Raw genomic sequence first — 24,590 nt, forward strand, 5'->3', positions numbered from 1 at the left:
GCCATGGCGATCAACGCAACCAAGGTGTCCGCGGGCGAAGCCCTGCGCGTGCTGCGTGCCGGATGGGGCGCCCAATCCGCGGGCGATCTGCGCGTCAGCTGGATGCTGCACGGGCGCCCGGGTGTGGGAAAAACCGAGATCATTCAGACCCTTGCGGATGAGGTTGGGGCGAAACTCTTCGATCTTCGCCTCACCACGATCGAGCCGCAGGATCTGCGCGGCCTGCCATTCTATGACCATGACGCGGGCAAGACGGTCTGGTACCGGCCCGAGGATTTGCCCGACACGGACGCCCCCGCGATCCTGTTTCTCGATGAATTGACCGCCGCGCCGCCCGCCCTGCAACCGACCGTCTACGGGCTTATTCAGGAACGCCGCGTGGGCCGCCACACATTGCCCGATTCCGTTCTGATCGTGGCCGCGGGCAACATGGTGGAAGACGGCGCCGTCGCCTACGAAATGGGCACGGCATTGTCCGACCGATTGGTCCATATCGTGGTGCAGGCCGACGCGACCGATTGGTTAACCCACTACGCGCCGGGGGCGGGCATCCACCCGGCGGTCGCGGCCTTCCTCAAGACCCGCCCGGACCTTCTGGAGACGACCGAAGACGCGCTCCGCCGGGGGGAGGCGGTGGCCTGCACGCCGCGCGCCTGGACCCGCGTGTCTCGGATCATGGACGCGATCCCCGACCGGGCCACGCGGCAGATCATGGTGGCGGGCACGGTGGGGGAAGCTGCCGCCGCCGAATTCGCCCTGATCGCCGACGACATCGCCGCCTCGGTCCGCATCGACGCGATGCTCGCGGCCTCCCGCGCCGAACGGCAGGACATGTATCCAACCACCCTTCACGGGATCACCGCCCTCGTCTACGGGCTCTCGGGCGCGGTGGACCGGTCGCAACTCCCTGAAGCGATTGAGGTTTTGGCCGATCTGCGGGGCGAGGCGATCAACGGTCTCCCGGTGTCGGAAATGGCCACTTTCGGGTTCGAGATGTTGATCGCGCGCGCCCTCACGAACGGCTGGGAAGACGTGTTCGCGGCGTCCGCGGCCTATGCGGATTACGCCAGAGACCGTGCGCAAGCGGGTCTTCCGTGACCCATTCCACCCGGGCTCGCACCGCCCTTGCCCGTTTGGGGGAGGAGGATCCGGCGCTTGCCGTCCTCGCGCTCTGGTGCCGACACCGCGACGCGGAGGGGGGGGTGCGAACCCATGGAAATACAATCCTCTACGGGCCGTCTTTCACCCTGCTCGGCCTGCCGGAACAGGTGGGCCTTGTGGCCCACCACGTCCTCCACGTGGCGTTGCAGCATTCCGATCGCCAGGCCGCGCTAGCGGAACGTCTGGGCGCGCGTTTCGACAAGGGGCTGTTCGCACTGGCCGCTGATTCCATCCTGAACGAGACGTTGCAACTGGCCGGCCACGCGCTGCGTCGTCCGGCGGTTCTGCTGACCGACCTGCTGGAAAGCATCGACCAGCCCGCGAAATCAGCGATTTCCGCGCTGGCGGACTGGGACACGGATCGCCTCGCCATGTACCTTCACAACGACCCACAACGCTCGGAAAAAGCAAGGAAATTCGGACAGTCCCGGGGGTTCCGAACCGATTTGGAAGCAGGCGAGCCCGATGGAAACGCCGACGGCCGGTCCGCGGCCGATTGGCGAAACCAGCTCGTCCGCGCGTTGGAGGCTGGGCGCAAGGCAGGCACTGGCATTGGCAAATTCGGGGCGATCCTGGCCGATCTCGCCCCGCCCGGCATCCCGTGGGAGGTGCAGTTGCGCCGCATCCTCGCCAAGGCGCTGGCGCAGGAGCCGCAGGTGTCCTTCCGCCGCCCGGCCGGGCGCTGGGTCGCGATGACCTCCGACGCCATGGCGCGCCGCGCGCCGGAGCCGGTGTTCGAGCCGGGGCGCAGCCGGGATGCCATGCGTCCGCGCCTCGTCGTGGCGCTTGACACGTCCAGCTCCATAGATCCCGGCACGCTGGCGCTTTTTTCGTCGGAGGCGCAGGGGGTTAGCCGCCGAACCGGGGCCGAGGTGCATCTGCTGGCCTTTGATGAGGACGTCCATGTCGCGCGCCGTCTGGACGCCAAAGGGCCGCGTCTCGTGGATCTGGACATGCGGGTCGGCGGCGGCACCGATTTCGCGCCGGTGCTGGCCCATGCCACGGGTCTGGACCCCTCGCTCCTGATCGTGCTGACCGACCTCGATGGCCCGCTCGGTGCGGCACCGGCCTATCCCGTCCTCTGGGCTGTGCCGGGGCAGGGGTCGGTGGCACCGCCCTTCGGCCGCGTTCTGCGGATCGGCGACTGATCCTATTCTGCCGCCTGGGCCAGCGCGTGGCTTTCGCGCTGCGCATGTCGCCAATCCGGCGCGATCCACGCCTCCAGGTTTTCCGACGGCAGGGACCGCCCCAGGACGTGATCGGCTGCCTTCTCCCCCACCATGATCGACGGGGCGTTCAGATTACCGTTTGGAATCAACGGGAAGATGGAGCTGTCGGCCAGGCGAAGCCCATCCACACCGATCACGCGATTGGCTGGATCAACCACCGACATCGGATCGTCCCGCCGCCCCATTCGCGCCGTCCCGCAGGGGTGATAGGCTGATTCCGCATGCTCCCGGATCACCGCGTCCAAGGCCTCGTCGCTGTCCGCCGCGTCGCCCGGCTGCAATTCGTGGTCCACGAAACCCGCCAGCGGTGCGGTCCGGGCAATCTCCCGGGTCAGGCGGATGGCGCGGCGGAAATCGTGCCAGTCCTTCTCGTGGGCCATGTAATTGAACACGATGCGCGGTGCCTCGGCCGCCTGTGCGCTGCGCAGCGTCACTTCGCCCCGGGAAGGGGAGCGCATTGGCCCGGTATGGATCTGGAACCCATGCCCGCTTGGCGGTCGCGTGCCGTCGTACCGGATCGCGATGGGCAGGAAGTGATACTGGATGTCGGGATATTCGATGCCCTTGTCGGACCGGATAAACCCGCAAGCCTCGAAATTGTTGGAGGCGCCGAGCCCGGTCTTGGTAAACAGCCATTGCGCGCCGACCAGCGCCTTGCCCCAAAGCGACCAATAGGGTGCGATCGACACCGGTTGGGAGGCCGCGAACTGAATGTAAAGCTCCAGGTGATCTTGCAGGTTCTGCCCCACGCCGCTTCGGTCCGCCAGAACCGGAATTCCGTGTTCCGTCAGGTGCTTGCCGGGCCCAATTCCACTAAGCATTAGAATTTTAGGCGAATTGATCGCTCCGGCGCATAGGATCACTTCCGCCCGCGCGCGGATCACCTTGCCGCCCGCAAGGCGCACGCCCGTCGCGCGGCCCTCCTCGATCTCGATCCGTTCCACCAAGCCGCGCACCAAGGCGCAATTCGGGCGACGGAGCGCGGGTTTGAGGTAGGCGGACGCAGCGGACCAGCGTTTGCCGCGGTAGATCGACGTCTCGAATGCGCCGAACCCCTCCTGCCGGTAGCCGTTGTAATCGTCCGTCGCGCCGTATCCCGCCGCGACACCGGCATCTATGAACGCCTGGTAAAGCGGGTTTTTTCGCGGCCCGCGCGTGATATGCACCGGGCCGTCATGGCCGCGATAGGCCGGGTCGCCCGTCCCCCCGTGCCACGTCTCGGCCCGTTTGAAATAGGGCAATACGTCGGCGTAGGACCACCCGTCGGCCCCCATCGCCGCCCAAGTGTCGAAGTCGCGCGCATGGCCGCGCACGTAGATCATCCCGTTGATCGACGACGACCCGCCGATCACCTTGCCGCGTGGCACCGCCATGCGCCGCCCGCCCATATGCGGCTCCGGCTCCGTGGCGTAGCCCCAATCGTAACGTTTCATGCCCATGGGATAGCTCAGCGCGGCGGGCATGTTGATGAACGGCCCCCAGTCCGAGCCGCCATGCTCCACCACCAGCACCGATTTCCCTGCCTCAGTCAGGCGATACGCCATGGCGCAGCCCGCGGACCCCGCGCCGATGACGACATAATCCGCTTCCATCAGAACGCGGCCTCCACCGGGGACATGCCGACATAAACGGTCTTGAGTTGCGAATAATGCTCGATGGCCGCCTTCGAATTCTCCCGCCCGAGGCCCGAGCCTTTCATGCCGCCAAACGGCACCTCCACCGGCGTCAGGTTGTATTGGTTGATCCAGACGGAGCCTGCGTCAATCGCGTGGACCACCCTGTGTCCGCGCGTCAGGTCGGCGGTGAACACGGCGCCCGAAAGCCCCAGATCGGTGGCATTGGCCCGCGCGATCACCTCGTCCTCGGTCTCGAAATCCAGCACGGACATCACGGGGCCGAAAATCTCTTCTTGCGCGATACTCATGTCGTCGGTCACGTCCGCGAAAATCGCGGGTTCTATGAAGCAGCCTGGCCGGTCCAGGCGCGTGCCGCCATGGATAAGCCGCGCGCCTTCGGACAGACCTTTTTCGATGTAGGAACAGGTGATTGCGAGCTGTTCTTCACTCACCATCGGCCCGAAATTCGTGGCCTCGTCCCGGGGATCGCCGATCACCGCCTTGGAGGTTCTGGCCACCAGCCGGTCCAGAAACGCCTCCTTGATCCCCGATTGCACGAAGACCCGCGTGCCGTTGGAACAGACCTGGCCCGAGGCATAGAAATTCGCGTTGATCGCCGCCGAAACGGCGCTTTCCAGATCCGCGTCGTCGAAGATGATCAGGGGCGACTTGCCGCCCAACTCCATCGTCGCATGTTTCATCTGCGCGGCGGCGGCGGCGTAGACGCGTTTGCCCGTGGGGGCGGACCCTGTCAGGGAGACCTTTGCCGTGCGCGCGTCCTCGACCAGCGCCTTGCCGACCGCTCCCGCCCCTTGCAACACGTTGTAGACGCCAGGCGGCGCTCCGGCCTCCGTCAGGATTTCCGCGACTTTCAAGGCACATAGCGGCGTCTGTTCGGACGGTTTGAAGATCATCGAATTGCCGCAAGCCAGCGCAGGCGCGCCCTTCCACGCCGCGATCTGCGTCGGGTAATTCCACGCGCCGATCCCCACGCACACACCCAACGGCACCCGCATCGTATAGGCCCAATCGCCGCCCAGGGGCACGTGCTCGCCCGTCAGCGTCGCGGCCAATCCGCCGAAGTATTCCAACGCATCAGCCGCCGAGGTGGCGTCGGCCACCAGCGTTTCCTGCAACGGCTTGCCGGTATCGAGCGTTTCCAATTCCGACAATTCGCGGTTCCGGTCCCGCATGATATCCGCCGCCCGCCGCAACACGCGGCCCCGCTCCACCGGCATCCACGCGGCCCAGTCCTTCTGCGCCTCGGACGCCGCGGCCAAAGCCGCCTCCACGATGGCTGGCGTGGCCTCATGGACCAACGCGATCTGCTCGCCCGTGGCCGGAAAGATGACAGGCATCTCCGCGCCCGCCTTGTCCTCGACATAGGCGCCGTTGATGTAGTGGGAGGCCGTGGGTTGCATCATTCACCTCGGGGAAAGCGTTGATTTTCCTCAACAACGTTGAGGTCCATGTGATTGCGCATATAGCGGTTGGAGGCGTCGCGGAGGGGCTGGAAATCCCACGGGTAATAGGCCCCGTTGCGCAAACTCTCGTAGATGACCCAGCGGCGGGCCTGGCTTTCGCGGACATCCGCGTCGAAGGCTTCCAGATCCCAGCGCGCGGCGGCCAGAACGCGAAACTGCTCCAGCGTGGCGGCATGGGCGGGGTCTTCGGCAAGGTTCTTCAATTCCGGCGGATCGGCCTGCATGTCGAACAATTGCTCGGGGTCGATGGCGCAATTGGTGTATTTCCAGCGGCCCTCGCGCAGGGCGATCAGGGGCGAATAAGACGCCTCTGCCGCGTATTCCATCGCCACCGGGTTAACGCGGTTAACGCCTTGGCCAAGCGGCACGAGGCTTTCGCCGTCGGTCCACGGCATCACGTCCGCCATGCTGACGCCCGCCAGATCACACAGCGTCGGGCACAGGTCGATGGTCGAAACCGGTGCCTCCACCAGTCCCGCCTCCATCCCCGGCGCGGAAATCATCAATGGCACCCGGGCCGAGCCCTCGAAGAACGTCATCTTGAACCACAGGCCCCGCTCGCCAAGCATGTCGCCGTGGTCCGACACGAAGATCACGATCGCCTCCTGCCGGGTGCGCTCCAGCACGTCCAGCACGCCGCCGATCTTCTCATCGAGGTAGGAGATATTGGCGAAATAGGCCCGCCGCGACCGCCTGATATCCTCATCCGAAATCTCGAAATTTTCCCGGTCATTCGCATCCAGAATCCGCTGAGAATGCGGGTCCTGATCGTCGTAGGGCAGGGCGCCCACCTCCGGCATCAGGTGCTCGCAATCCGCGTAGAGGTCCCAAAACCGCTTGCGCGCGACATAGGGGTCATGGGGATGGGTGAAGCTGACCGTCAGGCACCAGGGCCGGTCGTCGTGCCCACGGCTGAGGTCATAAAGCTTCTGCTCCGCCTCGAACGCGACCGCGTCATCATATTCCATCTGGTTGGTGATCTCGGCCACACCCGCGCCGGTGACGGAGCCCATGTTGTGATACCACCAGTCGATCCGCTCCCCCGGTTTACGGTAATCCGGCGTCCAGCCGAAATCGGCGGGGTAGATATCGGTCGTCAGCCGCTGCTCGAACCCGTGCAACTGATCCGGGCCGACGAAATGCATCTTGCCGGACAGGGCGGTGTAATACCCCGCGCGGCGCAGGTGATGGGCATAGGTCGGGATCGAGGAGGCGAATTCGGCCGCATTGTCATAAACGCCCGTGCGCGACGGCAATTGCCCCGACATGAAACTCGCCCGGCCCGGCGCACACAGGGGCGACGCGGTGTAGCTGTTGGCAAACCGCGTGGACCGCGCCGCCAGGGCTTTGAGGTTTGGCGCGTGCAGCCAATCGGCGGGCCCGTCGGGAAACAGCGTCCCGTTCAACTGGTCCACCATCAGGATCAGGATGTTCGGCTTGCTCATGCGATGGCCCCGTTGAGGTAATCCATGACGCGCGCCACCGCGGCGTTGCCGTCGGGCGGGCCGATCTCCGCCAGGGCATGGCGGATATAGAGCCCGTCGATGAGGGCGGCGGCGGTCTGCGCGATCTGTCCCGGCGTATCGGTTAACGGCGTTAACGCATGGGTCAGGTTGGACACGAGCCGATGCTGGTAGACCCTGAGCAGGCGCGCCGCCTCCGCGTCCCGCTGCGCCATGACGTAGAAGGTCAGCCAGGCCGACACGACCTCCGGGTTGAAGTTCGGCCCCGCGAAACTGGCCCGCGCGATCGCCTCCAGCCGTTCCATCGGCGTGGCCGCGCGGGACAGCTCCGCCCGCGCCGCCGCCCCGAACTCCCGCAAGATCGCGCGCATCGCCGCCAGCAGCAGGTCGTCCTTCGATCCGAAATAGTGATGCGCCAGCGCGCTGCTCACGCCCGCGACCTTGGCGATCTGGCCAACGGTCACGTCAAGGCTGCCCGCGCGCCCGATCTCGCTAATCGTCGCGTTGACAAGCGCGTCCTTCCGTATAGCCATCATACCTGTGCGGGGCATCGCGATCACTCCTAGACTGCGTTGCCCCTGAAATACCATTTTAATTGACTGGTCAATCAACAAAGCGACCAGCCATCAATCGGGAGATGACACACCATGACTTTCTTGCGCAAAACCGCCGTCAGCGCGCTGGCCCTTACCGTCAGCGCGGGCGCCGCGATGGCCGATGCCCATGCCGAATGCGGCACCGTGACCTTCTCGGATGTGGGATGGACGGACATCACCGCGACCACCGCCGCCACGACCGTCGTGCTGGAAGCCCTGGGATACGAGACCGAGATTCTCGTCCTGTCCGTCCCGGTCACCTACACCTCGCTGGCCGAAGGCGACGTCGACATCTTCCTCGGCAACTGGATGCCCACGATGGAGGCTGACATCGCCCCCTACCGTGAGGCCGGCACCGTCGACACCGTGCGCGCGAACCTCGAAGGCGCGAAATACACGCTCGCCACCAACGCCGCGGGCGCCGCGCTGGGTATCACCGATTTCGCCTCCATTGTGGAAGCCATCGACGAACTGGATGCGGAGATCTACGGGATCGAGCCCGGCAATGACGGCAACCGGCTCATCATGGACATGATCGAGGCCGACGCCTTCGGCCTGTCGGGGTTCGAGGTCGTGGAATCCTCCGAACAGGGCATGCTTGCCCAGGTCGCCCGCGCCTCCGACCGGGATGAGCCGATCGTCTTCCTCGGCTGGGAACCCCACCCGATGAACGCCAACTTTGACCTCACTTACCTTGAGGGCGGCGACGAATGGTTCGGCCCGAACCTGGGCGGCGCGACCGTCTACACCAACACCCGCGCGGGTTATGTGGAGGAATGCGCCAACGTGGGCGCGCTCCTGAATAATCTGGAATTCAGCCTCGCCATGGAAAACGAGATCATGGGCGCGATCCTGAATGACGGGGAAGAGCCCGCCGATGCCGCCACCGCTTGGATACAGGCCAACCCCGACGCGGTCATGGCATGGCTCGACGGCGTGACCACGTTCGACGGCGGTGATGCGGCCGAGGCTGTCAGCACGGCGCTGGGGCTGTAAGCCAGGCGAGAAGAGTAGGGGAGGCCCCGCCCGGAAACGGCGGGGCCTTTCTCGTTTTGCCCGACCGGCTCCCCCACCAAGGGGCGTCTCAGCCGCGGCTTACTGGATCAGTCGGAGTGGCCGGTTGTGTGCATCCCGACCAATCTCGACAGCAGCAAGACCGTGTAAAGGGTCCCGGCAATCGCCTGGAACGCGGCCATGGATTGCGCGACGTGGCCCACGGGCAAGACATCCCCGTACCCCAACGTTGTCAGCGTGACATAGCTGTAATAGAGCAATTGCTGCCATCCGACCTCCCCGCCGGTGGCGGAGGTGAAAGCGCCCGGATCGAACCAGAAAATCACCCCGTAAATCGCGGCAAATACCGATCCCAGGATGAGGTAAAGCGACGTGGCCGCCAGGATGACCTCCGTGAACACCTTGCGCCTCGAAAATGTGTAGAGGGTGAGCACGATCAGGATCACCAGGTGATGCGCGATCGACGTCCCATAAACGGCAAGCGCCGCCCCGGGCGACGGGGTGTAGGAATTCACGATGCCCGCTGCAAACGCCGCAAGGGACGTGACGGTCGCGGCGAGGCGCAAGCCCCGATCCGAGGTCAGAACCCATGCCCCGGCCCAGAACATCGCGGCATAGAACGCGTAGAAGATCGCGGGCCAAACACCGCCCCACGTGCTGATCGGGTAGATCAGGTTATGGACGATGACCGCGACCATCAGGCCGCCGGTCTTGGCCACTTCCGACAGCGCAGGCACCGGTCTAACGTCGTGGCTTGCGGTCACGATGCGGCCTCTCCTGCAACCGGCCGATCCGGGTTTGCCAGCGCGACAGGCAGCATCACGACTAGCATCCCCAGGCCCAGCACGATGCCCGACGCATGGGTGCTGTGGACCAGCCACCCGACGATTGGCATCGCCACGAAAGGAACGGCGTAGGTCCACGGAATGCGCCGCCCCAGCGTGCGGCGGAACAGGATATTGCCGACCATGAAGATCATCGGGCCTGCACAGGCGATCAGAATGGACGGCAAATACACGGCATCGGTCGGATGGGCCACGATCACCTCGATAGCGACGGCCACAACGATGGCCCCGCACACCATGATGCCGTGGGCATAGGCCAGGCCCGCACGCGCCAGCTTGGCCTGTTGCTCGGCGGAATGAAACGCCTCCTCCCCCGCCTCGCCGGAATGCACGAAGTAAAGCCACCACATCGACACGATCAGCGCGAATCCGATGGCCGCCGTCAGGAACAGGGGCGCCGTCAGATCGGCCCCGACCATCGTGCCGCCCAGCAAAAGAATGCTCTCCCCAAGCGCGATGATGAAGATCAACTGGTTGCGCTCAAGCAGATGCAGGCCCTTCAATGTCCATGTTTCCATCGGCGTGCGGCCGTGATTTGGGACGAAGAAGCCCGCATAGGGTCCGGCATAGTCGATCAGGACCGCGATGATCCAAAGCGGCAGGCGCAGCGGTTCGATCAACGCCCCGGCGATCCAGAAGACGCCCGACAGGACCGACCACATCCCCAATTGCCAGTAATTCTGCCCCATCTGCGTGTCGCGCATGACGGCGGCCATGTAGAAGGCCCGGATCAGCGCCATTGCCACGTAGGCGATGGCGAACAGCCACGCGCGGTACCCGAACGCGTAGTGGATGGCGACGGCCATCATCAGTGCGCAGGCCATCAGGACAAGCATCAGCACACGACCCTGCAATTTGTCGGGGTCGATCCAGTTCGCCGCCCATGCCGTGTAGTTCCAAGCCCACCAGACACCGGCAAACAGCGTTGCCGCCTCCAGCGCCCCCAACCATGTCTGGTGTTCCAGCAGGTAGTGGGACAATTGGATTATGGTGAAGACGTAAACGAGGTCGAAAAACAGCTCGACGGTCGAAACTTTCAGGTGCGGACCGCTGTCTCTGTTGCGCAGGCAAGAGGTCGGCGCGAGCCGTTCTAGGAAGGCGTGCATGGTTCAATCCCCGTGGTCCAGCGTTACCCTGTTATCGCAAGCGGTAACTGCCTTCATCCCCAAATTTCCAGTTTGCAAGGGACGATTGCGGCGCGGCAGGCGGATCGTCCGGGTGGCATCGCGCAACCATTATGGGCAAAACCCTCCACCCCGCGCTGCCGTGGTATTGGTCTCAACCGGCCTCGAAGCGACGCCGCGTCTCGTCCAGTCATTTGCGCGTCCACGGGTCCCAGCGTCCCGCAAGGACCTTAACAAACCCTTAACGCCCACACTCCTTACCCAACAAAATCAACACCTTAACCCCCCTTATCACGCGTGATAACCCACACCCCACACCTCCCCCCCTTTCCATCCCGACCCACCCGCGCCATGATCCCCTCGAATGACCGAAGGGACATCGAGACATGAGCTGGTGGAGCGATCTGCGCGCCTGGTGGGCGGAGGACGGCATTGCGGAATGCACCTTCCCCAACGACCCCGATGTGACCGGTCCCGTCAGCTTCCTCACCGAATGCAAACTGCGCATCGGCGACGCTGCGGAAACCGCATTCGAATGGATGCAGAGCAGCTTTTCCGGCGTCTTCGATCTGATCGCCGTGGGGCTGGAGGCGATGATCGAAGCCATCCTAGCCCTTCTGCAGGAGCCGCCAAATACGAGCTGGATCTCCGAAATCCGTCTTCGCGATGCCAGTTTCCTCTACCCGCCCGAATACCACCCGTTTCTCATCATCGCGATCTTCGCGGGCCTTGCCTATTGGCTCCACCGCGGCTGGAAAGTGCCGCTGCTGGTCGTGGTGGGGTTCCTCTTCATCGTCAACCAGGGCTATTGGGAGGAGACGACCGAAAGCCTCACCCTCGTCCTCTCGGCCTGCGTCGTCTGCATGGCCGTGGGCGTACCCATCGGCATCCTCGTCGCCCACAAACCGCGCCTTTACGCGGCGATGCGACCGGTGCTCGACCTCATGCAGACGCTGCCAACCTTCGTCTATCTTATCCCCGCCATCGTCTTTTTCGGCATAGGCATGGTGCCCGGCCTGATCGCCACGGTGATCTTCGTCGTCCCCGCCCCGATCCGCCTGACGCATCTGGGCATTTCCTCCACGCCCAAGGCGCTGCTGGAAGCGGCGGAGGCGTTCGGCGCGTCCAACCGGCAAAAGCTCTGGAAGGTGGAGCTTCCCTACGCCCTGCCGCAGATCATGGCGGGGTTGAACCAGACCATCATGCTGTCGCTCTCCATGGTCGTGATCGCAGCGCTCGTGGGGGCAGACGGGCTTGGCGTGCCGGTCGTTCGCGCGCTCAACCAGGTGAATACGGGGCTGGGGTTCGAGGCGGGGCTGATCATCGTCGTCGTCGCGATCGTTCTGGACCGCGCATTGAGGATCAAGACATGAGCGTCAACGCCTCCTGCCATTGCGGTGCCGTGCAGCTGCGCGTGACCCTGTCAGACGGCATCGCCTCCGCCCGGCGTTGCGATTGTTCGATGTGCCGGATGCGCGGGGCCGTGGCCGTCTCCGCCCCACTCGACGGGTTGGAGATCGTGCAGGGCGCCGATCACCTGACGCTTTACCAATTCAACACCCGCGTCGCGGAGCATTACTTCTGCAAGACCTGCGGCATCTACACCCATCACCGGCGACGGTCGAACCCCAACGAATACGGCGTCAACCTGGCGTGTATCGAAGGGATGTCCCCCTTCGATCTGGCTGAGATCATCGTCCATGACGGCCACAGCCACCCGTCGGATGGGGGGCCAAAGGACGGTGTGGCGGGCATCCTGCGGTACGAGGCGAACCGATGAGCACGGCCGTTTCCTTCAAGGATGTTTGCATCATGTTCGGCCCGCGCCCGGCGCGCGCCCTGAAACTGGCCGATGACGGCAAGACCCGGTCGGAGATCCAGCGGGAGACCGAGCACGTGCTTGGCGTCCACGATTGTTCGCTCGACGTGGAGGCGGGGGAAATCCTTGTCCTGATGGGCTTGTCCGGGTCGGGGAAGTCCACGTTGCTGCGCGCGGTTAATGGCCTCAACCCGGTGGCGCGCGGCAAGGTGGAGGTGCGCGACGGCGATTGGTCCTGCACGCTCCCCGGCACCACGAAACAGGATTTGCGCTACCTTCGCCAGAACTGCGTGTCGATGGTGTTCCAGCAATTCGGCTTGCTGCCTTGGCGCAGTGTGCGAGAAAACGTGGGCCTGGGCCTGGAACTTGCAGGTCAGAACGCGGCGTCGCGCAATGAGGCGGTGGAACGTCAGCTGGCGCTGGTGAACCTCAGCGAATGGGCGGACCGCAAGGTGGGTGAGCTTTCGGGCGGCATGCAACAGCGCGTGGGTCTGGCCCGCGCATTCGTCACCGACGCGCCGATCCTGTTGATGGATGAACCGTTCTCCGCGCTTGATCCGCTGATCCGCTCGAAGTTGCAGGACGAACTGCTGGACCTGCAACGGGATCTGAAGCGCACCATCATTTTCGTGAGCCATGATCTGGACGAGGCGTTCAAGATCGGCAACCGCATCGCGATCCTTGAGGGCGGGCGCATCGTGCAGATCGGCACGCCGCGGCAGATCTTTTCGGAACCCGCCACCGAATACGTCGCCGAATTCGTGTCGAACATGAACCCCCTGGGAGTTCTGACCGCGCGCGACGTGATGCAGGACATCCCCAGCACCGCGCCCCGTATCCCCGTCGAGATGCCGGTGAAGGACATTCTGACCCGCTTCGCCGAAAGCCCCGCGCCATTGGCGGTAGAGGAGAATGGGGAGGTCATAGGCACCGTCACCACGGACAGCATCGCCGCCCGCCTCGGCGCCTGAAATAGGGCGTTTTCCCTGTTTAAGAACCCGAAAACGGCGCTTAAGCGTCCGCCAGCCGCGCCATCAACCGTTCCAGGTGCCAATCGGTATCGCCAAGCTGGTGGTCGATCATCACCAGCCGTTTCGCGTAATGGGCCACGGGGTATTCCCACGTGATCCCGATCCCGCCATGCATCTGGATCGCCTCTTCACTCACCTGCCGCGCGATCTTCCCCACCAGGTGTTTCGCCTGGCTGGTGCGGTGGCTCTGGTCCGGCCCGTTCAGGGCGTCGGCGGCCAGAATGACGGAGGATCGCGCCTGTTCGACCTCGATCATCAGGTCGATCGCGCGGTGTTGCAGGGCCTGGAACGCGCCGAGGGGTTGGCCGAATTGCTTGCGGGTGCCGAGGTAGTCGGTCAGCGCGGCCATTGTGGCCTCCATCGCGCCCAGGGCTTCGGCGGAGAGGGCCAGGGCACCGGCCTCCATCGCGTCCTCGACCGCCGCGCGGGCATCGCGCAGCACCAATGTCGCGGGCGTTTCGTCCAGAAAAACCTCCCCCGCCGGGCCGCCGTCGATCATGCCAAACGGCGTCACCTCGGCTTGCGGCGCGTCGACCGCGAAGACGGCCAATGCGTCGCCCATGCGTGCCACGATCAACAGCCGATCCGCCACCGCGCTGCCATAGACGACCGATTTGCGGCCCGTCAGGTGCCAGGTGCCGTCCCGCTCGACAGCCTGGGTCTTGATCCCGTCCAGATCATAGGGCGCGTCCAATTCGCCGATGCCGATTGCGTATTTGGTGCCGGTCAGAAGCGGGTCCAAGTCTTGCCCCGCTGCCGCAAGCAACCGAATGGCCAACAATGCGGGCAGCACCGGTTCGGGGCAGAGCGCGCGGCCAAGCGCCTCGAACACCACGGCGATGTCGAAACCGGACCCGCCCATGCCGCCCGCGCCCTCATCGGCCAAGGCATAAAGCGTGCCAAGCTCGACCAAGCCGTCCCAAGCCGCGGGCGCGTGCCACGGCGCGTCATAGGCCACGTCCACACGACGCTCCACCGGGCAATGCTCTGCCAGGAAACGGGTCAACGTGTCCGACAGCATGCGACGGTCATCCGACATCTCGAAATTCATCGGCCCATCATCCCCTTGGCCAGGATGTTGCGCTGGATTTCGTTCGAGCCGCCGTAGATGGAAATCTTGCGATTGTTGAAATATCCCGCCGCATTGTGCGCGTGGCCCGGTGGCGCGATGGCGAGGTTATCCAGATCCTCGGACGGGAAGGGGGCGGCGGCCGGGCCAAGGGCGCGGCGCGACAGGTCGTTGATCGCCTGCCGGATCACGGTGCCCTTGATCTTGAGCATCGACGGCTCAGCCGTCAGCCGCCCGCCCGCCGCCGCTTTGGACAGCATCCGCATGTTGGTCAGCCGCATCGCGTCCAGCTCCGCCTCCAGGCTCGCCATGCGCGCGGCGAAAAGAGGGTTCTGGATCAACGGCTTGCCGCCGCGCGTCACTTGCCGCGCGAGGGATTTGAGCTGCGCGAAGGCCTGAACGGAAAACCCGGTCCCGGCGATGTTGGTGCGTTCGTGGCCAAGCAGATACTTGGCGATGGTCCAACCCGCATTCTCCTCCCCCACAAGGTTTTCGACGGGCACGCGGACATCGGTAAAAAAGACCTCGTTGACCTCATATCCCCCCTCGATCAGGCGGATCGGGCGCATCTCGATCCCGGCGGTGTCGAGGTCGATCAGCAGGAACGAAATCCCCTCCTGCGGTTTGCCGTCGAACTTGGTCCGCACGAGGCAGAAGATGCGATTGGCGAATTGGCCAAGCGTGGTCCAGGTCTTCTGGCCGTTGACGATGTAATGGTCGCCGTCGCGGTCCGCCCGGGTCTTGAGGCTGGCCAGATCGGACCCCGCGCCGGGTTCGGAATAGCCCTGACACCACCAATCCCGACCATCGAGGATGCGCGGCAGATACTCCGCCTGTTGCTCAGCCGTGCCGAATTTCATCAGCACGGGCCCCAGCATTTTCAGGCCGAACGGCACGATCCGGGGGGCGTTGGCAAGCGCGCATTCCTCCTCGAAGATGTGCAACTCGATCGGGCCCCAGCCTTGGCCACCGAACGCCTCCGGCCAGGTCCCGGCCAGCCAACCCTTGTCGTTCAGGATCGCGTGCCAGCGCTCCATATCGTCGCGTGTGGGCTCTTCACCGCGTCCGACACGCGCAGCAATCTCGGGCGGCAAGGCCTCGGCCAGAAAGGCACGGACCTCGGATTGAAAGGCCTGTTGTTCCGGTGAAAAAGCCAGATCCATCGCGTTCTCCCTTCGCTTGTCGCTTAGGGTAGCACCGGATCGTCAAAGCGCCAGCGCGACGCTGCGGGATTACATGGAAAACGACGTGCCGCAGCCGCAGGACGAGGTGGCGTTGGGGTTCTCGATCGTGAAGCGAGCGCCGATCAGTTCCTCGGTGAAGTCGATCACCGCATCGGTTAGGAACGGCAGGGAGACGCTGTCGACGACCACCTTCTGGCCGTTTCCTTCCAGCACCAGATCGTCATCCGCCGGTGCATCCAGCTTGATCTCGTACTGGAACCCGGAACATCCGCCCCCTTCCACCGCCACGCGCAAGGCCTTGGGCGTATCGGCGTCTTCATTGATCTCGGCCAGGCGCGCGAAGGCGCGGTCGGTCACTTTGGGGGGCAAGCTCAGCATTCGGATCACCTGTCGCATTCAGCGTGTCGTGAATATATGAAGGGCAGGGGGCCGGGACAAGGCATGGCCCCGGCACTGGAGGCACCCATGCGCGCAGTCTATGCCTGCGATCCGATGATGACGCGCGGCCGCCTGGTGGCGGAGGAAGAAAGCGCCCACCGCTCTCCGTTTCAGCGGGACCGCGACCGGATCATCCATTCCAGCGCGTTTCGCAGGTTGAAGCACAAGACCCAGGTGTTCGTGGAGCATGAGGGCGATTATTTCCGGACCCGCCTGACCCATTCGCTAGAGGTTGCGCAGGTGGCCCGCACCATGGCCCGCGCCCTTGGGCTGGACGAGGATCTGACGGAAACGGTCGCGCTGGCCCACGATCTTGGCCACCCGCCATTCGGCCATACCGGGGAGGAGGCGCTGGCGGCGCTGATGGCCCCCTATGGTGGCTATGACCACAACGCGCAGGCCTTGCGGATCGTGACCCATCTGGAACGCCATTATGCCGAATTCGATGGCTTGAACCTCACCTGGGAAACCCTTGAAGGCATTGCGAAACACAACGGCCCGGTGACGCCGCCCTTGCCTTGGGCGCTGGAGGCGAGTTGCGCAGGGCTGGACCTTGAGCTGGACACCCATGCAAGCGCCGAGGCGCAGGTCGCGGCCCTGGCCGATGATATCGCCTATAATCACCACGATTTGCACGACGGGTTGCGGGCGGAGTTGTTTTCGACCGACGAGCTGGCCGAATTGCCGATCCTCGACCGGTGCTTTGCCGCCGTAGATGCCCGCTATCCGGGTCTGAACTACTACCGCCGCCGTCACGAGGCGTTGCGGCGCTTCTTCGGCGTCCTGGTGGAGGATGTGCTGGCCAATGCGCGGGCGGCGCTGAACGTTGTCGATCCATCCTCCGCTCAGGAAATCCGCGAGGCCGGGCGGCCGATCATCCGCTTTTCCAACGGCTTGTTCGACGACCTCAAAGTCATCCGGACATTTTTATTCAAACGCATGTACCGCGCGCCCTCGGTGATCGTGATGCGGGCGGAGGTGACAGAGGTGGTGGAGGATCTGTTTCCCTTCTTCCTGCAAAACCCGTCCGATTTGCCCAAGCAATGGCGCAAGGACGTGGAAGATGTGGCGGGCGATGCCACGGCGCTGGCGCGGATCGTGTCGGACTACATCTCCGGCATGACGGACCGCTTCGCGCTGGAAAGCCACCAAAGGTTGATCGGGGGGCCGGATCGCGGCACAGTGAAGACACCCCTCTAGCTCAATTTCGGAGCGTGCCGATGCCTATTTCCCTCCGCCTCGCCGCAATGGTGGCGGCCCTTTTTGCGTCGCTGAACGTGGCCGCGGCTTTTCCGCAAGACGGCCTTTTTCATCAAGGACTTATCTGCCCGGTCGACGGGTTCGAGCCGGGTACGGAACGCACCGCCTCTTTGTCCTTCCCCACGCTTTGCCTGGTGGATATGTGCTGCGATCTGTCCAACCCGATCAACATCCGCGACATGGATCAGACATTTCTCTACGACGGGGCCTGCACCGACACCGGCGGCGCGTTCGAGGCGCGTCTGCTGGTAGGGGAAGCCGCCATTGATGGCGTGATCGTCGTGTTCAACAATGTCGCCCATACCTATGCGCGGTGTGAACCCTGATTTCAAACGCCGCGCGCCTCTTTTGACGCAAGGAATTTGAACCATGATACCGAGAAAACTGGGCATGTGCGCCCTCTTGATCGTCACGGGCGCCAGCACGGCGTCGGCGCAGGTGGCCAATGGCCGCTACCAGATCGGCACCTGTACGACCCATCCCGAAGAAACCGTTGTGCGGTTGGAAAACAACGTGCTGACATTCTACGAATCCGTCTGCACGCTGGCCAATCCGCAGCCGATCGACGGCACGGACGGCTTCTCCTACGTGGGGAACTGCGCCGGCGAAGGTCAGGAATGGCAGGCCAACATGCTGCTTATCCCGCTTCAGGATGGACAGGTCATGCGGATGATCCGCGACGGCATCGTGCTCGACTATCAGCGCTGCACCCCCTGATTGACGCCGCAGGCCTTCGTGATACACCGCGCGGTGACCCAACAAGGACACCGCCATGACCCTGTTTGCCCAGATCCGCGAAACCGTTTTGCGCGCCATCGACGCGCTGGCCGCCGAAGGGGTCCTGCCCGCCGGGCTGGAGACGCGCGCCATCACGGTGGAGCCGCCGCGCGACGCGGCCCATGGCGATATGGCAACCAACGCCGCGATGGTGCTGGCCAAACCCGCCGGCATGAAACCGCGCGACATCGCGGACGCCTTGGCCCGTGCGCTTTCGGATGACGACAGGATCGACAGCGCGGACGTGGCGGGGCCGGGCTTTCTGAACCTGCGTCTTGCGCCGTCGGTCTGGCAGGGCGTCGTGGCCGAGGTGTTGCAATCCGGCGATGCCTATGGGCGGTCTGCAACAGGTCAGGGTCAGCGCGTAAACGTCGAATATGTCAGCGCAAATCCAACCGGCCCGTTGCATGTGGGCCACACACGCGGCGCGGTCTTCGGCGATGCGTTGGCGAGCCTTCTGGCCGCGGCCGGATACGACGTGACGCGCGAATATTACATCAATGACGGCGGCGCGCAGGTCGATGTCCTGGCCCGCTCCGTCTACCTCCGCTACCTGGAGGCGCACGGGCAGGAGGTCGCGTTCGAGGATGGAACCTATCCCGGCGATTACCTGATTGAGGTGGGTCAGGCGCTTAAGAACAAGGTCGGCGACCAGTTCGTCGGCAAGGGGGAGCAATACTGGCTGGCCGAAACCCGCGAATTTGCGACCGAAAAGATGATGGACCTGATCCGGGAGGATCTGGCGCTTCTGGGCGTGGAGATGGACGTGTTCTACAGCGAGAAATCGCTCTACGGCACCGGACGGATCGAGGCGGCCATCGACGATCTGCGCGACAAGGGTCTGATCTACGAAGGCTACCTTGAACCGCCCAAGGGAAAAAAGCCCGAGGATTGGGAACCGCGCGAACAGACCTTGTTCAAATCCACCGCGCACGACGATGACGTGGACCGTCCGGTGATGAAATCCGACGGCTCCTGGACCTATTTCGCGCCGGACATCGCCTATCATTTCGATAAGGTTTCCAGGGGGTTCGATGCTCTTATTGATGTATTCGGCGCGGATCACGGCGGCTATGTCAAACGGATGAAGGCGGCGGTGTCGGCGCTGTCGGACGGGCGCGTGCCGCTGGATGTGAAGCTCACTCAATTGGTCAAGCTGCGCCGCGGCGAGGAGGAGCTGAAGATGTCCAAGCGCGCGGGCACTTTCGTGACCCTGCGCGACGTGGTGGAGATGGTGGGCGCCGACGTCACCCGCTTCCACATGCTGACCCGCAAGAACGACGCGCCGCTTGATTTCGACGTGGACAAGGTGCGGGAACAGTCCAAGGACAACCCGGTCTGGTACGTCCAATACGCCCATGCGCGCATCCAATCGGTGTTGCGCAAGGCGGCGGAGGCGGGGATCACGCCGGACGTGGCAAACGTTAACGCTGTTGACGATCCCGCCGAACTGGCGCTGGCCGCGAAGGTGGCGGAATACCCGCGCCTGATCGAGATCGCGGCCCAGGCCAATGAGCCGCACCGGATCGCCTTCTACCTCTATGACCTTGCCTCGGAATTTCACGCGCTGTGGAACAAGGGCAATGCCGAGCCGCATCTGCGCTTCTTCCAGGAGGATGATCCATCGGCAACATCCGGGAAATTATGCCTGATTTCCGCCGTGGCGATTGTCATTTCGAACGGTCTTGGTATTTTGGGCGTGACCCCGGTCGACCAGATGTGAGGCATCAAGACCTTCCTCGGCCGGGATAAACAGGCAAACAACCCGGATCAGACCATGAAATTGGCGCTTCGGGTCAGTGAGGCGGGCATGGCAGATATCCAATATTCCGGGGGCAATTCCCCCGAGTACGGCTACGACTATTCCGAATATCCTGATGAAACGGCGGCGGGCCACGGCGCGCCCGGTGACGCATCGCGCGTGACGCAGCTTGTGAACTGGGCGGGTGCGCTGGTGTCGATGGGCCTTGTCATTGGCATGGGCGTCTGGGCGTGGCAATTGATGATGCGCGACGTGGCCGATGTGCCGGTGATCCGTGCGCTGGAAGGTCCGATGCGCATCGCGCCGGAAAACCCCGGCGGCTCGGTCGCCGAAAACCAGGGCCTCGCGGTCAACCGCCTGGCAGAAGGGGAGGAGGCCGCGCCGGTCCCCGACCAACTCACCGTGGCACCCGGCCCGATCGAGCTGATCGAAGTGCCGCAGATCGCCGCGGACGTGCAAGAGCAGGAATTCGACAATGCGTCCGCCGCGACGCCGCAGCCAGAGGTTAACGCCGTTAACGAGCCGGTCGAGGAGGTCGCAGCGGCAGAGCCGGAAGACACCGACGCGCTGATCGAACGCCTGTTGGCCGAAGCGCAGCCTCTTGCGGGGATTGAGGAGAGTGGCTTGCCGAATGCGGCCGACACGCCGGACACCGCGACGCCCGACCTCGTGGCGCGCGCGGATACGATCCCGATTTCCATCCCCGGCGTCCGCCGGTCCCCGCGCCCCGCCACGCGCCCCGCCGATCTTCAGGCCCGCGCCTTGGCCGCCGCCGCCGTTGCGGCCCCGGCCGCGCCCGAGGCAGAGGCCGAGGCGGCCGCCACCGGCGTTACGGAGGACGACGCAGGGTTCGAGATTGCCGCCGCGGAGCTGGAAACCGGCACCCGCCTGGTCCAGCTTGGCGCCTTCGATACGCCCGATCTGGCGCGCGCCGAATGGGCGCGCCTTGCGCAGAACTACCCCGATTTCTTCCTTGGCCGCGCCCGTGTGATCGAGGAGGCGTCTTCGGGCGGGCAGACCTTCTATCGCCTGCGCGCCCATGGCTTCAGCGACCTGTCGGCCTCGCGCCGGTTCTGCGCGGCGCTTGTCGCGCAAGGGGCGGCCTGCATCCCCGTCACGGTCCGGTAAATGGGCGCAGCCACCATCCTTGGCTGCGCGGGCCTGCGCCTGTCCCGGGATGAACGTGATTTCTTCAAGGACGCCGCCCCATGGGGTTTCATCCTGTTTGCGCGCAACGTCGAGGATGCGGGCCAAGTCTCTGCCCTGACATCGGAATTGCGCGATAGTGTCGGCTTTGACGCTCCGATCCTGATCGACCAAGAAGGCGGGCGCGTTCAACGGCTCCGCGGCCCGATCTGGCGGGAATGGCACCCGCCGCTGGACCAGATGGCGCGCGGCGGGGCGGAGGCGATGCGCCTGCGCTACCGTCTGATCGCCCACGAATTGCGGGCGATCGGGATCGACGTGAACTGCGCGCCGCAAGCCGATGTCGCACGCGCCGACACCCACCCATTCCTGCGCAACCGCTGTTATGGCGAGGATGCGGCCACGGTTACCGAAGCGGCCCTGGCGGTCGCCGACGGCCTGATGGAGGGCGGCGTTCTGCCGGTGGTCAAGCACATCCCCGGCCACGGCGCGGGGATCGTCGACAGCCATCACGATCTGCCCCACGTGACGCAGGATCGCGCGACGTTGGAGCAAGTGGATTTCGCCCCGTTCCGCGCGCTGTCGCACCTGCCCCTGGGGATGACAGCGCATATCCTTTATGACGCGCTCGGCCACACCTGGCCCGCGACGATGGATGCGGAGATGATCTCGCTCATCCGCGACGAGATCGGGTTCCAAGGCGCGCTGATGACCGATGATCTGTCCATGAACGCCTTGCCCGGCACGATCGGCGAGCGGGCCGCTCGGGCCAAGGCGGCGGGCGTCGACCTCGTGCTGCATTGCAATGGCGAGCTTGCGGAGATGGAGGATGTCGTCACAGAATCCGGCCCGCTCGACGGCCCCTCCGAATCGCGCGCCGACGCGGCGCTTGCCTGGCGCAAGGCCCCTGATCCGCTTGACATCCCGGCCACGGAGGCGGCACTTTCCGGCCTTCTGGACGGAGAGGTTTATGTCTGAGCCGGGACAGCCTGCGAATACCGACGACTGGGATCAAGTGACCGCGCGGCGCGAGGCCGAGGCGCTGATCATCGACGTGGACGGTTATGAGGGGCCGCTCGACCTTCTCCTGACCCTCAGCCGGACGCAGAAGGTGGATTTGCGGAAAATCTCCATCCTTGCGCTGACCGAACAATACCTCGCCTTCATCGAACAGGCCCGCAAGCTTCGGATCGAACTGGCCGCCGACTATCTGGTCATGGCGGCGTGGCTCGCATTCCTGAAATCCAAGCTTCTCCTGCCGCCTGAACCGGGGGAGGAGGGACCATCGGGCGAAGATCTGGCGGCCCATCTTGCGTTCCAGCTCGAACGCCTTGCCGCGATGCGGGAATGCGCCGCCAAGCTGATGGCGCGCGACCGCCTGGGCCGCGACCGCCTGGTGCGCGGCGCGCCGCAGGCCATGACGACCAACCGCAAGATCACCTACACCGCCGGCCTTCTGGACCTGATGCAGGCCTATGCCCGCATCCGCACCAGGGACGATTTCCGCCCTTACACAATGGACCGTGATGCGGTGCTGACCATGGAGCAGGCGCTGGACCGGCTGCGCGGGCTGGTGGGGTATATGGGCGACTGGGCCGACCTGATGACCTATCTTCCCGACGGCTGGACCACCGATCCCAAGCGCCGCCGCTCCGCCGCTGCCGCCAATTTCGCCGCCGCTTTGGAGTTGACGAAGGCCGGCAAGGTTGAAATCCGTCAATCCGACAGTTTCGAGCCCATCCAGATGCGCCGGAAAGAGCCATGACCGATACACCAGACGCCCCGGAAGAAAGCCTGTTCCGCGCCCCGCCCCTGGCGGAGCAGGAGCGGATGGTGGAGGCGCTTCTCTTTGCCTCGGCCGAACCGGTTTCCATGTCCGAACTGGAGGCGCGGCTGCCCCATGGCTCCGACCCGGCGGAGGCGTTGCACCTGCTGCGCAAACGCTACGAGGGGCGGGGGGTGCAGGTCTCCAAGGTCGGGGAGGCATGGGCCTTCCGCACCGCCGCCGATCTCGGGTTCCTGATGGCGCGTGAGCAGGTGGAACAGCGCAAGCTGAGCCGGGCCGCCGTCGAGACGCTGGCCATCGTCGCCTACCACCAACCCGTCACCCGCGCCGAGATCGAGGAGATCCGGGGCGTCGGCGTCAGCCGCGGCACCGTGGATCAACTGATCGAGTTGAATTGGATCAAATTCGGACGCCGCCGCATGACCCCGGGACGCCCCGTCACCTATGTCGTGACGCAGGATTTCCTGGATCATTTCGGCCTGGAAAGCGCGCGCGATCTGCCGGGGCTCAAGGAATTGCGCGAAGCGGGCCTTCTGGAAAGCCGCCCGCCCGAGATGGAAGACGGGCCGGAGCCGCAACGCGCGGACGACACCGGCGATATGTTCGACGACGATGCCGACGCCGCGCCGGAGGACGACGATCCGATCTTCGAGGATGATGCCTGAGCTTCCCGCGCGCCTCCGCCCGGGGCACGCGCAAGTCGGCGTTCGGCGGCGACCCGCATCCCGTTTGAAGAATCTCTCGGATCGGTCCAATCTCCGCTCGATTTGAACAGAGGATTTATACCGATGATTAAAGGATTAACCCTTTCGACCGGCCTCTTGATCGCGCTGGCCGGCCATGGGCAGGCCAACACGTTTCTTTGCCCCGGTTTTGGTGACGTGGATGTGCGCGTGACGTTTCTGGAAGGCACCAACGCTGCCGTCGCGGAATTCATCGCGGGCGCGGATTCACCGTCCGGCGGGACCGATCCCGTCACCCTGCGCTCGCAACCCGTTGCCAGCGGGTTCCGCTATGCCGGTGGCGACATCGTGCTGGTGGGCGACGGCGGCATCGCGGACCTGACGGCGGGGGACATTACGGTCCGTTGCGCGTTGGAAACGGACCTTCCGACCGATGCGCCCGCAGGCGACGAGGGCGGGGCGGCACAATCCCTCGACACCGGCGAGGCGACCGTCGACGCCTCCGGTTCTGCGGACATCCCGGCCGTATCCCTTGGCGGCAACCTGCGGTCCGGTCCGGGCACGGAGTTCGAAACGGTGGGCAGCCTGGATGAAGGCACGCCAATCACCCTGATCGTCGATACCGGTGTGGTCTTCGACGGCTATACGTGGTGGGAGGTGGAGCCCCAGGGCGGCGGCCCGATTGCGTTCCAATGGGGCGGTGTGATCTGCGTGCCCAGTGGCGGTGTCGCGGGCGTGTTGGAGGATGCGGCCCTTTGCAACGGCGCGGCGCCTGCGGAGGAAGAGGGTGTCGGCGAAGCGACCAGCGACGCGGCAGGCGGGCTGAACATTCCCGCCCTATCACTGGGCGGCAATTTGCGCTCCGGCCCCGGCACGGCGTTCCCGGATATCGGCGGGTTGCAGGAAGGCACGCCCATCGTGCTTCTCTCCGATAGCGGTATCACCTTCGATGGCTACACCTGGTGGGAGATCGCGCAACCCAGCGGGGAGGTCGCCTTCCAGTGGGGTGGCGTGATCTGCGTCCCCGCAGGCGGGGTCGAAGGTGTGCTGGAAAGCTGCGAGTAACCCGTCCTTTGGGGCCGTCCCGCGCGCCGGTCGGTGGC

General features: G+C 64.7%; 24 protein-coding genes. 15 read left to right on the forward strand and 9 right to left on the reverse strand.

Annotated features, from left to right (window positions below; all coding sequences use genetic code 11):
• Positions 1–3 precede the first annotated feature (3 nt).
• Complete coding sequence (locus tag KUW62_RS04255) at positions 4–1,098, forward strand: AAA family ATPase (RefSeq protein ID WP_224814274.1); 1,095 nt, start codon at positions 4–6, stop codon at positions 1,096–1,098.
• On the forward strand, positions 1,095–2,309 hold the full coding sequence (locus KUW62_RS04260) for a VWA-like domain-containing protein (protein WP_224814275.1): 1,215 nt from the start codon (positions 1,095–1,097) through the stop codon (positions 2,307–2,309). The genes KUW62_RS04255 and KUW62_RS04260 overlap by 4 nt, the downstream gene beginning before the upstream one ends.
• A 2-nt stretch (positions 2,310–2,311) precedes the next feature.
• On the opposite strand, the gene betA is transcribed toward KUW62_RS04260, so the two are convergent.
• Genes betA through betI form a run of 4 tightly spaced genes read right to left on the reverse strand, consistent with a single transcriptional unit; the run spans position 2,312 to position 7,504 of the window.
• Complete coding sequence (betA, locus tag KUW62_RS04265) at positions 2,312–3,982, reverse strand: choline dehydrogenase (protein ID WP_224814276.1); 1,671 nt, start codon at positions 3,980–3,982, stop codon at positions 2,312–2,314.
• The gene (betB, locus tag KUW62_RS04270; RefSeq protein WP_370632916.1) at positions 3,982–5,427 is read right to left on the reverse strand and encodes a betaine-aldehyde dehydrogenase; all 1,446 of its coding nucleotides are present in this window, start codon (positions 5,425–5,427) and stop codon (positions 3,982–3,984) included. The genes betA and betB overlap by 1 nt, the downstream gene beginning before the upstream one ends.
• On the reverse strand, positions 5,427–6,935 hold the full coding sequence (gene betC, locus KUW62_RS04275) for a choline-sulfatase (RefSeq protein ID WP_224814278.1): 1,509 nt from the start codon (positions 6,933–6,935) through the stop codon (positions 5,427–5,429). The genes betB and betC overlap by 1 nt, the downstream gene beginning before the upstream one ends.
• Positions 6,932–7,504, reverse strand: a complete 573-nt coding sequence (betI, locus tag KUW62_RS04280; protein ID WP_224814279.1) for a transcriptional regulator BetI — start codon at positions 7,502–7,504, stop codon at positions 6,932–6,934. The genes betC and betI overlap by 4 nt, the downstream gene beginning before the upstream one ends.
• Positions 7,505–7,600: 96 nt before the next feature.
• On the opposite strand from betI, the gene choX reads away from it, so the two are divergent.
• A complete protein-coding gene (gene choX, locus KUW62_RS04285; RefSeq protein ID WP_224814280.1) occupies positions 7,601–8,545 on the forward strand; it encodes a choline ABC transporter substrate-binding protein in 945 nt (314 codons plus the stop codon).
• 107 nt (positions 8,546–8,652) lie between these two features.
• On the opposite strand, the gene KUW62_RS04290 is transcribed toward choX, so the two are convergent.
• Positions 8,653–9,327 (reverse strand): ion channel, encoded by a 675-nt coding sequence (locus tag KUW62_RS04290; RefSeq protein WP_224814281.1) that lies wholly within the window; start codon positions 9,325–9,327, stop codon positions 8,653–8,655.
• A complete protein-coding gene (locus tag KUW62_RS04295; RefSeq protein ID WP_224814282.1) occupies positions 9,324–10,514 on the reverse strand; it encodes a low temperature requirement protein A in 1,191 nt (396 codons plus the stop codon). The genes KUW62_RS04290 and KUW62_RS04295 overlap by 4 nt, the downstream gene beginning before the upstream one ends.
• A gap of 404 nt (positions 10,515–10,918) precedes the next feature.
• Between KUW62_RS04295 and choW the strand changes: the two genes are divergently transcribed.
• The 3 genes from choW to choV are packed head-to-tail and all read left to right on the forward strand — an operon-like array spanning position 10,919 to position 13,322.
• The gene (gene choW, locus KUW62_RS04300; protein ID WP_224814283.1) at positions 10,919–11,905 is read left to right on the forward strand and encodes a choline ABC transporter permease subunit; all 987 of its coding nucleotides are present in this window, start codon (positions 10,919–10,921) and stop codon (positions 11,903–11,905) included.
• Positions 11,902–12,312 carry a GFA family protein gene (locus KUW62_RS04305; protein WP_224814284.1) on the forward strand — a complete coding sequence of 137 codons (411 nt, stop codon included), beginning with the start codon at positions 11,902–11,904 and terminating at the stop codon, positions 12,310–12,312. Before choW ends, KUW62_RS04305 begins: the two co-directional genes overlap by 4 nt.
• On the forward strand, positions 12,309–13,322 hold the full coding sequence (gene choV, locus KUW62_RS04310; protein WP_224814285.1) for a choline ABC transporter ATP-binding protein: 1,014 nt from the start codon (positions 12,309–12,311) through the stop codon (positions 13,320–13,322). The genes KUW62_RS04305 and choV overlap by 4 nt, the downstream gene beginning before the upstream one ends.
• 40 nt (positions 13,323–13,362) lie before the next feature.
• Here choV and KUW62_RS04315 read toward each other — a convergent pair whose 3' ends face one another.
• The 3 genes from KUW62_RS04315 to KUW62_RS04325 all read right to left on the reverse strand — a co-directional run bounded on the left by KUW62_RS04315 (position 13,363) and on the right by KUW62_RS04325 (position 16,010).
• A complete protein-coding gene (locus KUW62_RS04315) occupies positions 13,363–14,433 on the reverse strand; it encodes an acyl-CoA dehydrogenase family protein (RefSeq protein WP_224814286.1) in 1,071 nt (356 codons plus the stop codon).
• Positions 14,430–15,614 carry an acyl-CoA dehydrogenase family protein gene (locus tag KUW62_RS04320; RefSeq protein WP_224814287.1) on the reverse strand — a complete coding sequence of 395 codons (1,185 nt, stop codon included), beginning with the start codon at positions 15,612–15,614 and terminating at the stop codon, positions 14,430–14,432. Before KUW62_RS04320 ends, KUW62_RS04315 begins: the two co-directional genes overlap by 4 nt.
• A 69-nt stretch (positions 15,615–15,683) precedes the next feature.
• Positions 15,684–16,010: an iron-sulfur cluster assembly accessory protein gene (locus KUW62_RS04325; protein WP_224817032.1), complete on the reverse strand. Its 327-nt coding sequence runs from the start codon at positions 16,008–16,010 to the stop codon at positions 15,684–15,686.
• 90 nt (positions 16,011–16,100) lie between these two features.
• Between KUW62_RS04325 and KUW62_RS04330 the strand changes: the two genes are divergently transcribed.
• The 9 genes from KUW62_RS04330 (at position 16,101) to KUW62_RS04370 (ending at position 24,552) form a co-directional block, all read left to right on the forward strand.
• Positions 16,101–17,273, forward strand: coding sequence for a deoxyguanosinetriphosphate triphosphohydrolase (locus KUW62_RS04330; RefSeq protein WP_224814288.1), 1,173 nt, complete (start codon positions 16,101–16,103; stop codon positions 17,271–17,273).
• Between the two features lie 20 nt (positions 17,274–17,293).
• Positions 17,294–17,659 (forward strand): hypothetical protein, encoded by a 366-nt coding sequence (locus tag KUW62_RS04335; protein ID WP_224814289.1) that lies wholly within the window; start codon positions 17,294–17,296, stop codon positions 17,657–17,659.
• Positions 17,660–17,702: 43 nt separating this feature from the next.
• Positions 17,703–18,050, forward strand: coding sequence for a hypothetical protein (locus KUW62_RS04340; RefSeq protein ID WP_224814290.1), 348 nt, complete (start codon positions 17,703–17,705; stop codon positions 18,048–18,050).
• A gap of 55 nt (positions 18,051–18,105) precedes the next feature.
• On the forward strand, positions 18,106–19,833 hold the full coding sequence (gene argS / locus KUW62_RS04345) for an arginine--tRNA ligase (RefSeq protein ID WP_224814291.1): 1,728 nt from the start codon (positions 18,106–18,108) through the stop codon (positions 19,831–19,833).
• 54 nt (positions 19,834–19,887) lie between these two features.
• A complete protein-coding gene (locus KUW62_RS04350; RefSeq protein WP_224814292.1) occupies positions 19,888–21,000 on the forward strand; it encodes an SPOR domain-containing protein in 1,113 nt (370 codons plus the stop codon).
• Positions 21,001–21,996: a glycoside hydrolase family 3 N-terminal domain-containing protein gene (locus KUW62_RS04355; protein ID WP_224814293.1), complete on the forward strand. Its 996-nt coding sequence runs from the start codon at positions 21,001–21,003 to the stop codon at positions 21,994–21,996.
• Positions 21,989–22,783, forward strand: a complete 795-nt coding sequence (locus KUW62_RS04360) for a ScpA family protein (RefSeq protein WP_224814294.1) — start codon at positions 21,989–21,991, stop codon at positions 22,781–22,783. The genes KUW62_RS04355 and KUW62_RS04360 overlap by 8 nt, the downstream gene beginning before the upstream one ends.
• Positions 22,780–23,469 carry an SMC-Scp complex subunit ScpB gene (scpB, locus tag KUW62_RS04365; protein WP_224814295.1) on the forward strand — a complete coding sequence of 230 codons (690 nt, stop codon included), beginning with the start codon at positions 22,780–22,782 and terminating at the stop codon, positions 23,467–23,469. Before KUW62_RS04360 ends, scpB begins: the two co-directional genes overlap by 4 nt.
• A 123-nt stretch (positions 23,470–23,592) precedes the next feature.
• Positions 23,593–24,552, forward strand: a complete 960-nt coding sequence (locus tag KUW62_RS04370) for a hypothetical protein (protein ID WP_224814296.1) — start codon at positions 23,593–23,595, stop codon at positions 24,550–24,552.
• The last annotated feature ends 38 nt before the right edge of the window (positions 24,553–24,590 follow it).

The organism is Hasllibacter sp. MH4015 (assembly GCF_020177575.1).
Taxonomy (GTDB): domain Bacteria; phylum Pseudomonadota; class Alphaproteobacteria; order Rhodobacterales; family Rhodobacteraceae; genus Gymnodinialimonas.

Coding starts and splice junctions, on each gene's coding strand:
- argS (WP_224814291.1), top strand. CDS start 18,106: ATGACCCTGTTTGCCCAGATCCGCGAAACCGTTTTGCGCGCCATCGAC.
- scpB (WP_224814295.1), top strand. CDS start 22,780: ATGACCGATACACCAGACGCCCCGGAAGAAAGCCTGTTCCGCGCCCCG.
- KUW62_RS04320 (WP_224814287.1), bottom strand. CDS start 15,614: ATGGATCTGGCTTTTTCACCGGAACAACAGGCCTTTCAATCCGAGGTC.
- KUW62_RS04350 (WP_224814292.1), top strand. CDS start 19,888: ATGAAATTGGCGCTTCGGGTCAGTGAGGCGGGCATGGCAGATATCCAA.
- KUW62_RS04355 (WP_224814293.1), top strand. CDS start 21,001: ATGGGCGCAGCCACCATCCTTGGCTGCGCGGGCCTGCGCCTGTCCCGG.
- KUW62_RS04370 (WP_224814296.1), top strand. CDS start 23,593: ATGATTAAAGGATTAACCCTTTCGACCGGCCTCTTGATCGCGCTGGCC.
- betI (WP_224814279.1), bottom strand. CDS start 7,504: ATGCCCCGCACAGGTATGATGGCTATACGGAAGGACGCGCTTGTCAAC.
- KUW62_RS04340 (WP_224814290.1), top strand. CDS start 17,703: ATGATACCGAGAAAACTGGGCATGTGCGCCCTCTTGATCGTCACGGGC.
- KUW62_RS04255 (WP_224814274.1), top strand. CDS start 4: ATGGCGATCAACGCAACCAAGGTGTCCGCGGGCGAAGCCCTGCGCGTG.
- KUW62_RS04330 (WP_224814288.1), top strand. CDS start 16,101: ATGCGCGCAGTCTATGCCTGCGATCCGATGATGACGCGCGGCCGCCTG.
- KUW62_RS04335 (WP_224814289.1), top strand. CDS start 17,294: ATGCCTATTTCCCTCCGCCTCGCCGCAATGGTGGCGGCCCTTTTTGCG.
- choX (WP_224814280.1), top strand. CDS start 7,601: ATGACTTTCTTGCGCAAAACCGCCGTCAGCGCGCTGGCCCTTACCGTC.
- choW (WP_224814283.1), top strand. CDS start 10,919: ATGAGCTGGTGGAGCGATCTGCGCGCCTGGTGGGCGGAGGACGGCATT.
- KUW62_RS04295 (WP_224814282.1), bottom strand. CDS start 10,514: ATGCACGCCTTCCTAGAACGGCTCGCGCCGACCTCTTGCCTGCGCAAC.
- betB (WP_370632916.1), bottom strand. CDS start 5,427: ATGCAACCCACGGCCTCCCACTACATCAACGGCGCCTATGTCGAGGAC.
- betA (WP_224814276.1), bottom strand. CDS start 3,982: ATGGAAGCGGATTATGTCGTCATCGGCGCGGGGTCCGCGGGCTGCGCC.
- choV (WP_224814285.1), top strand. CDS start 12,309: ATGAGCACGGCCGTTTCCTTCAAGGATGTTTGCATCATGTTCGGCCCG.
- KUW62_RS04305 (WP_224814284.1), top strand. CDS start 11,902: ATGAGCGTCAACGCCTCCTGCCATTGCGGTGCCGTGCAGCTGCGCGTG.
- betC (WP_224814278.1), bottom strand. CDS start 6,935: ATGAGCAAGCCGAACATCCTGATCCTGATGGTGGACCAGTTGAACGGG.
- KUW62_RS04315 (WP_224814286.1), bottom strand. CDS start 14,433: ATGAATTTCGAGATGTCGGATGACCGTCGCATGCTGTCGGACACGTTG.
- KUW62_RS04360 (WP_224814294.1), top strand. CDS start 21,989: ATGTCTGAGCCGGGACAGCCTGCGAATACCGACGACTGGGATCAAGTG.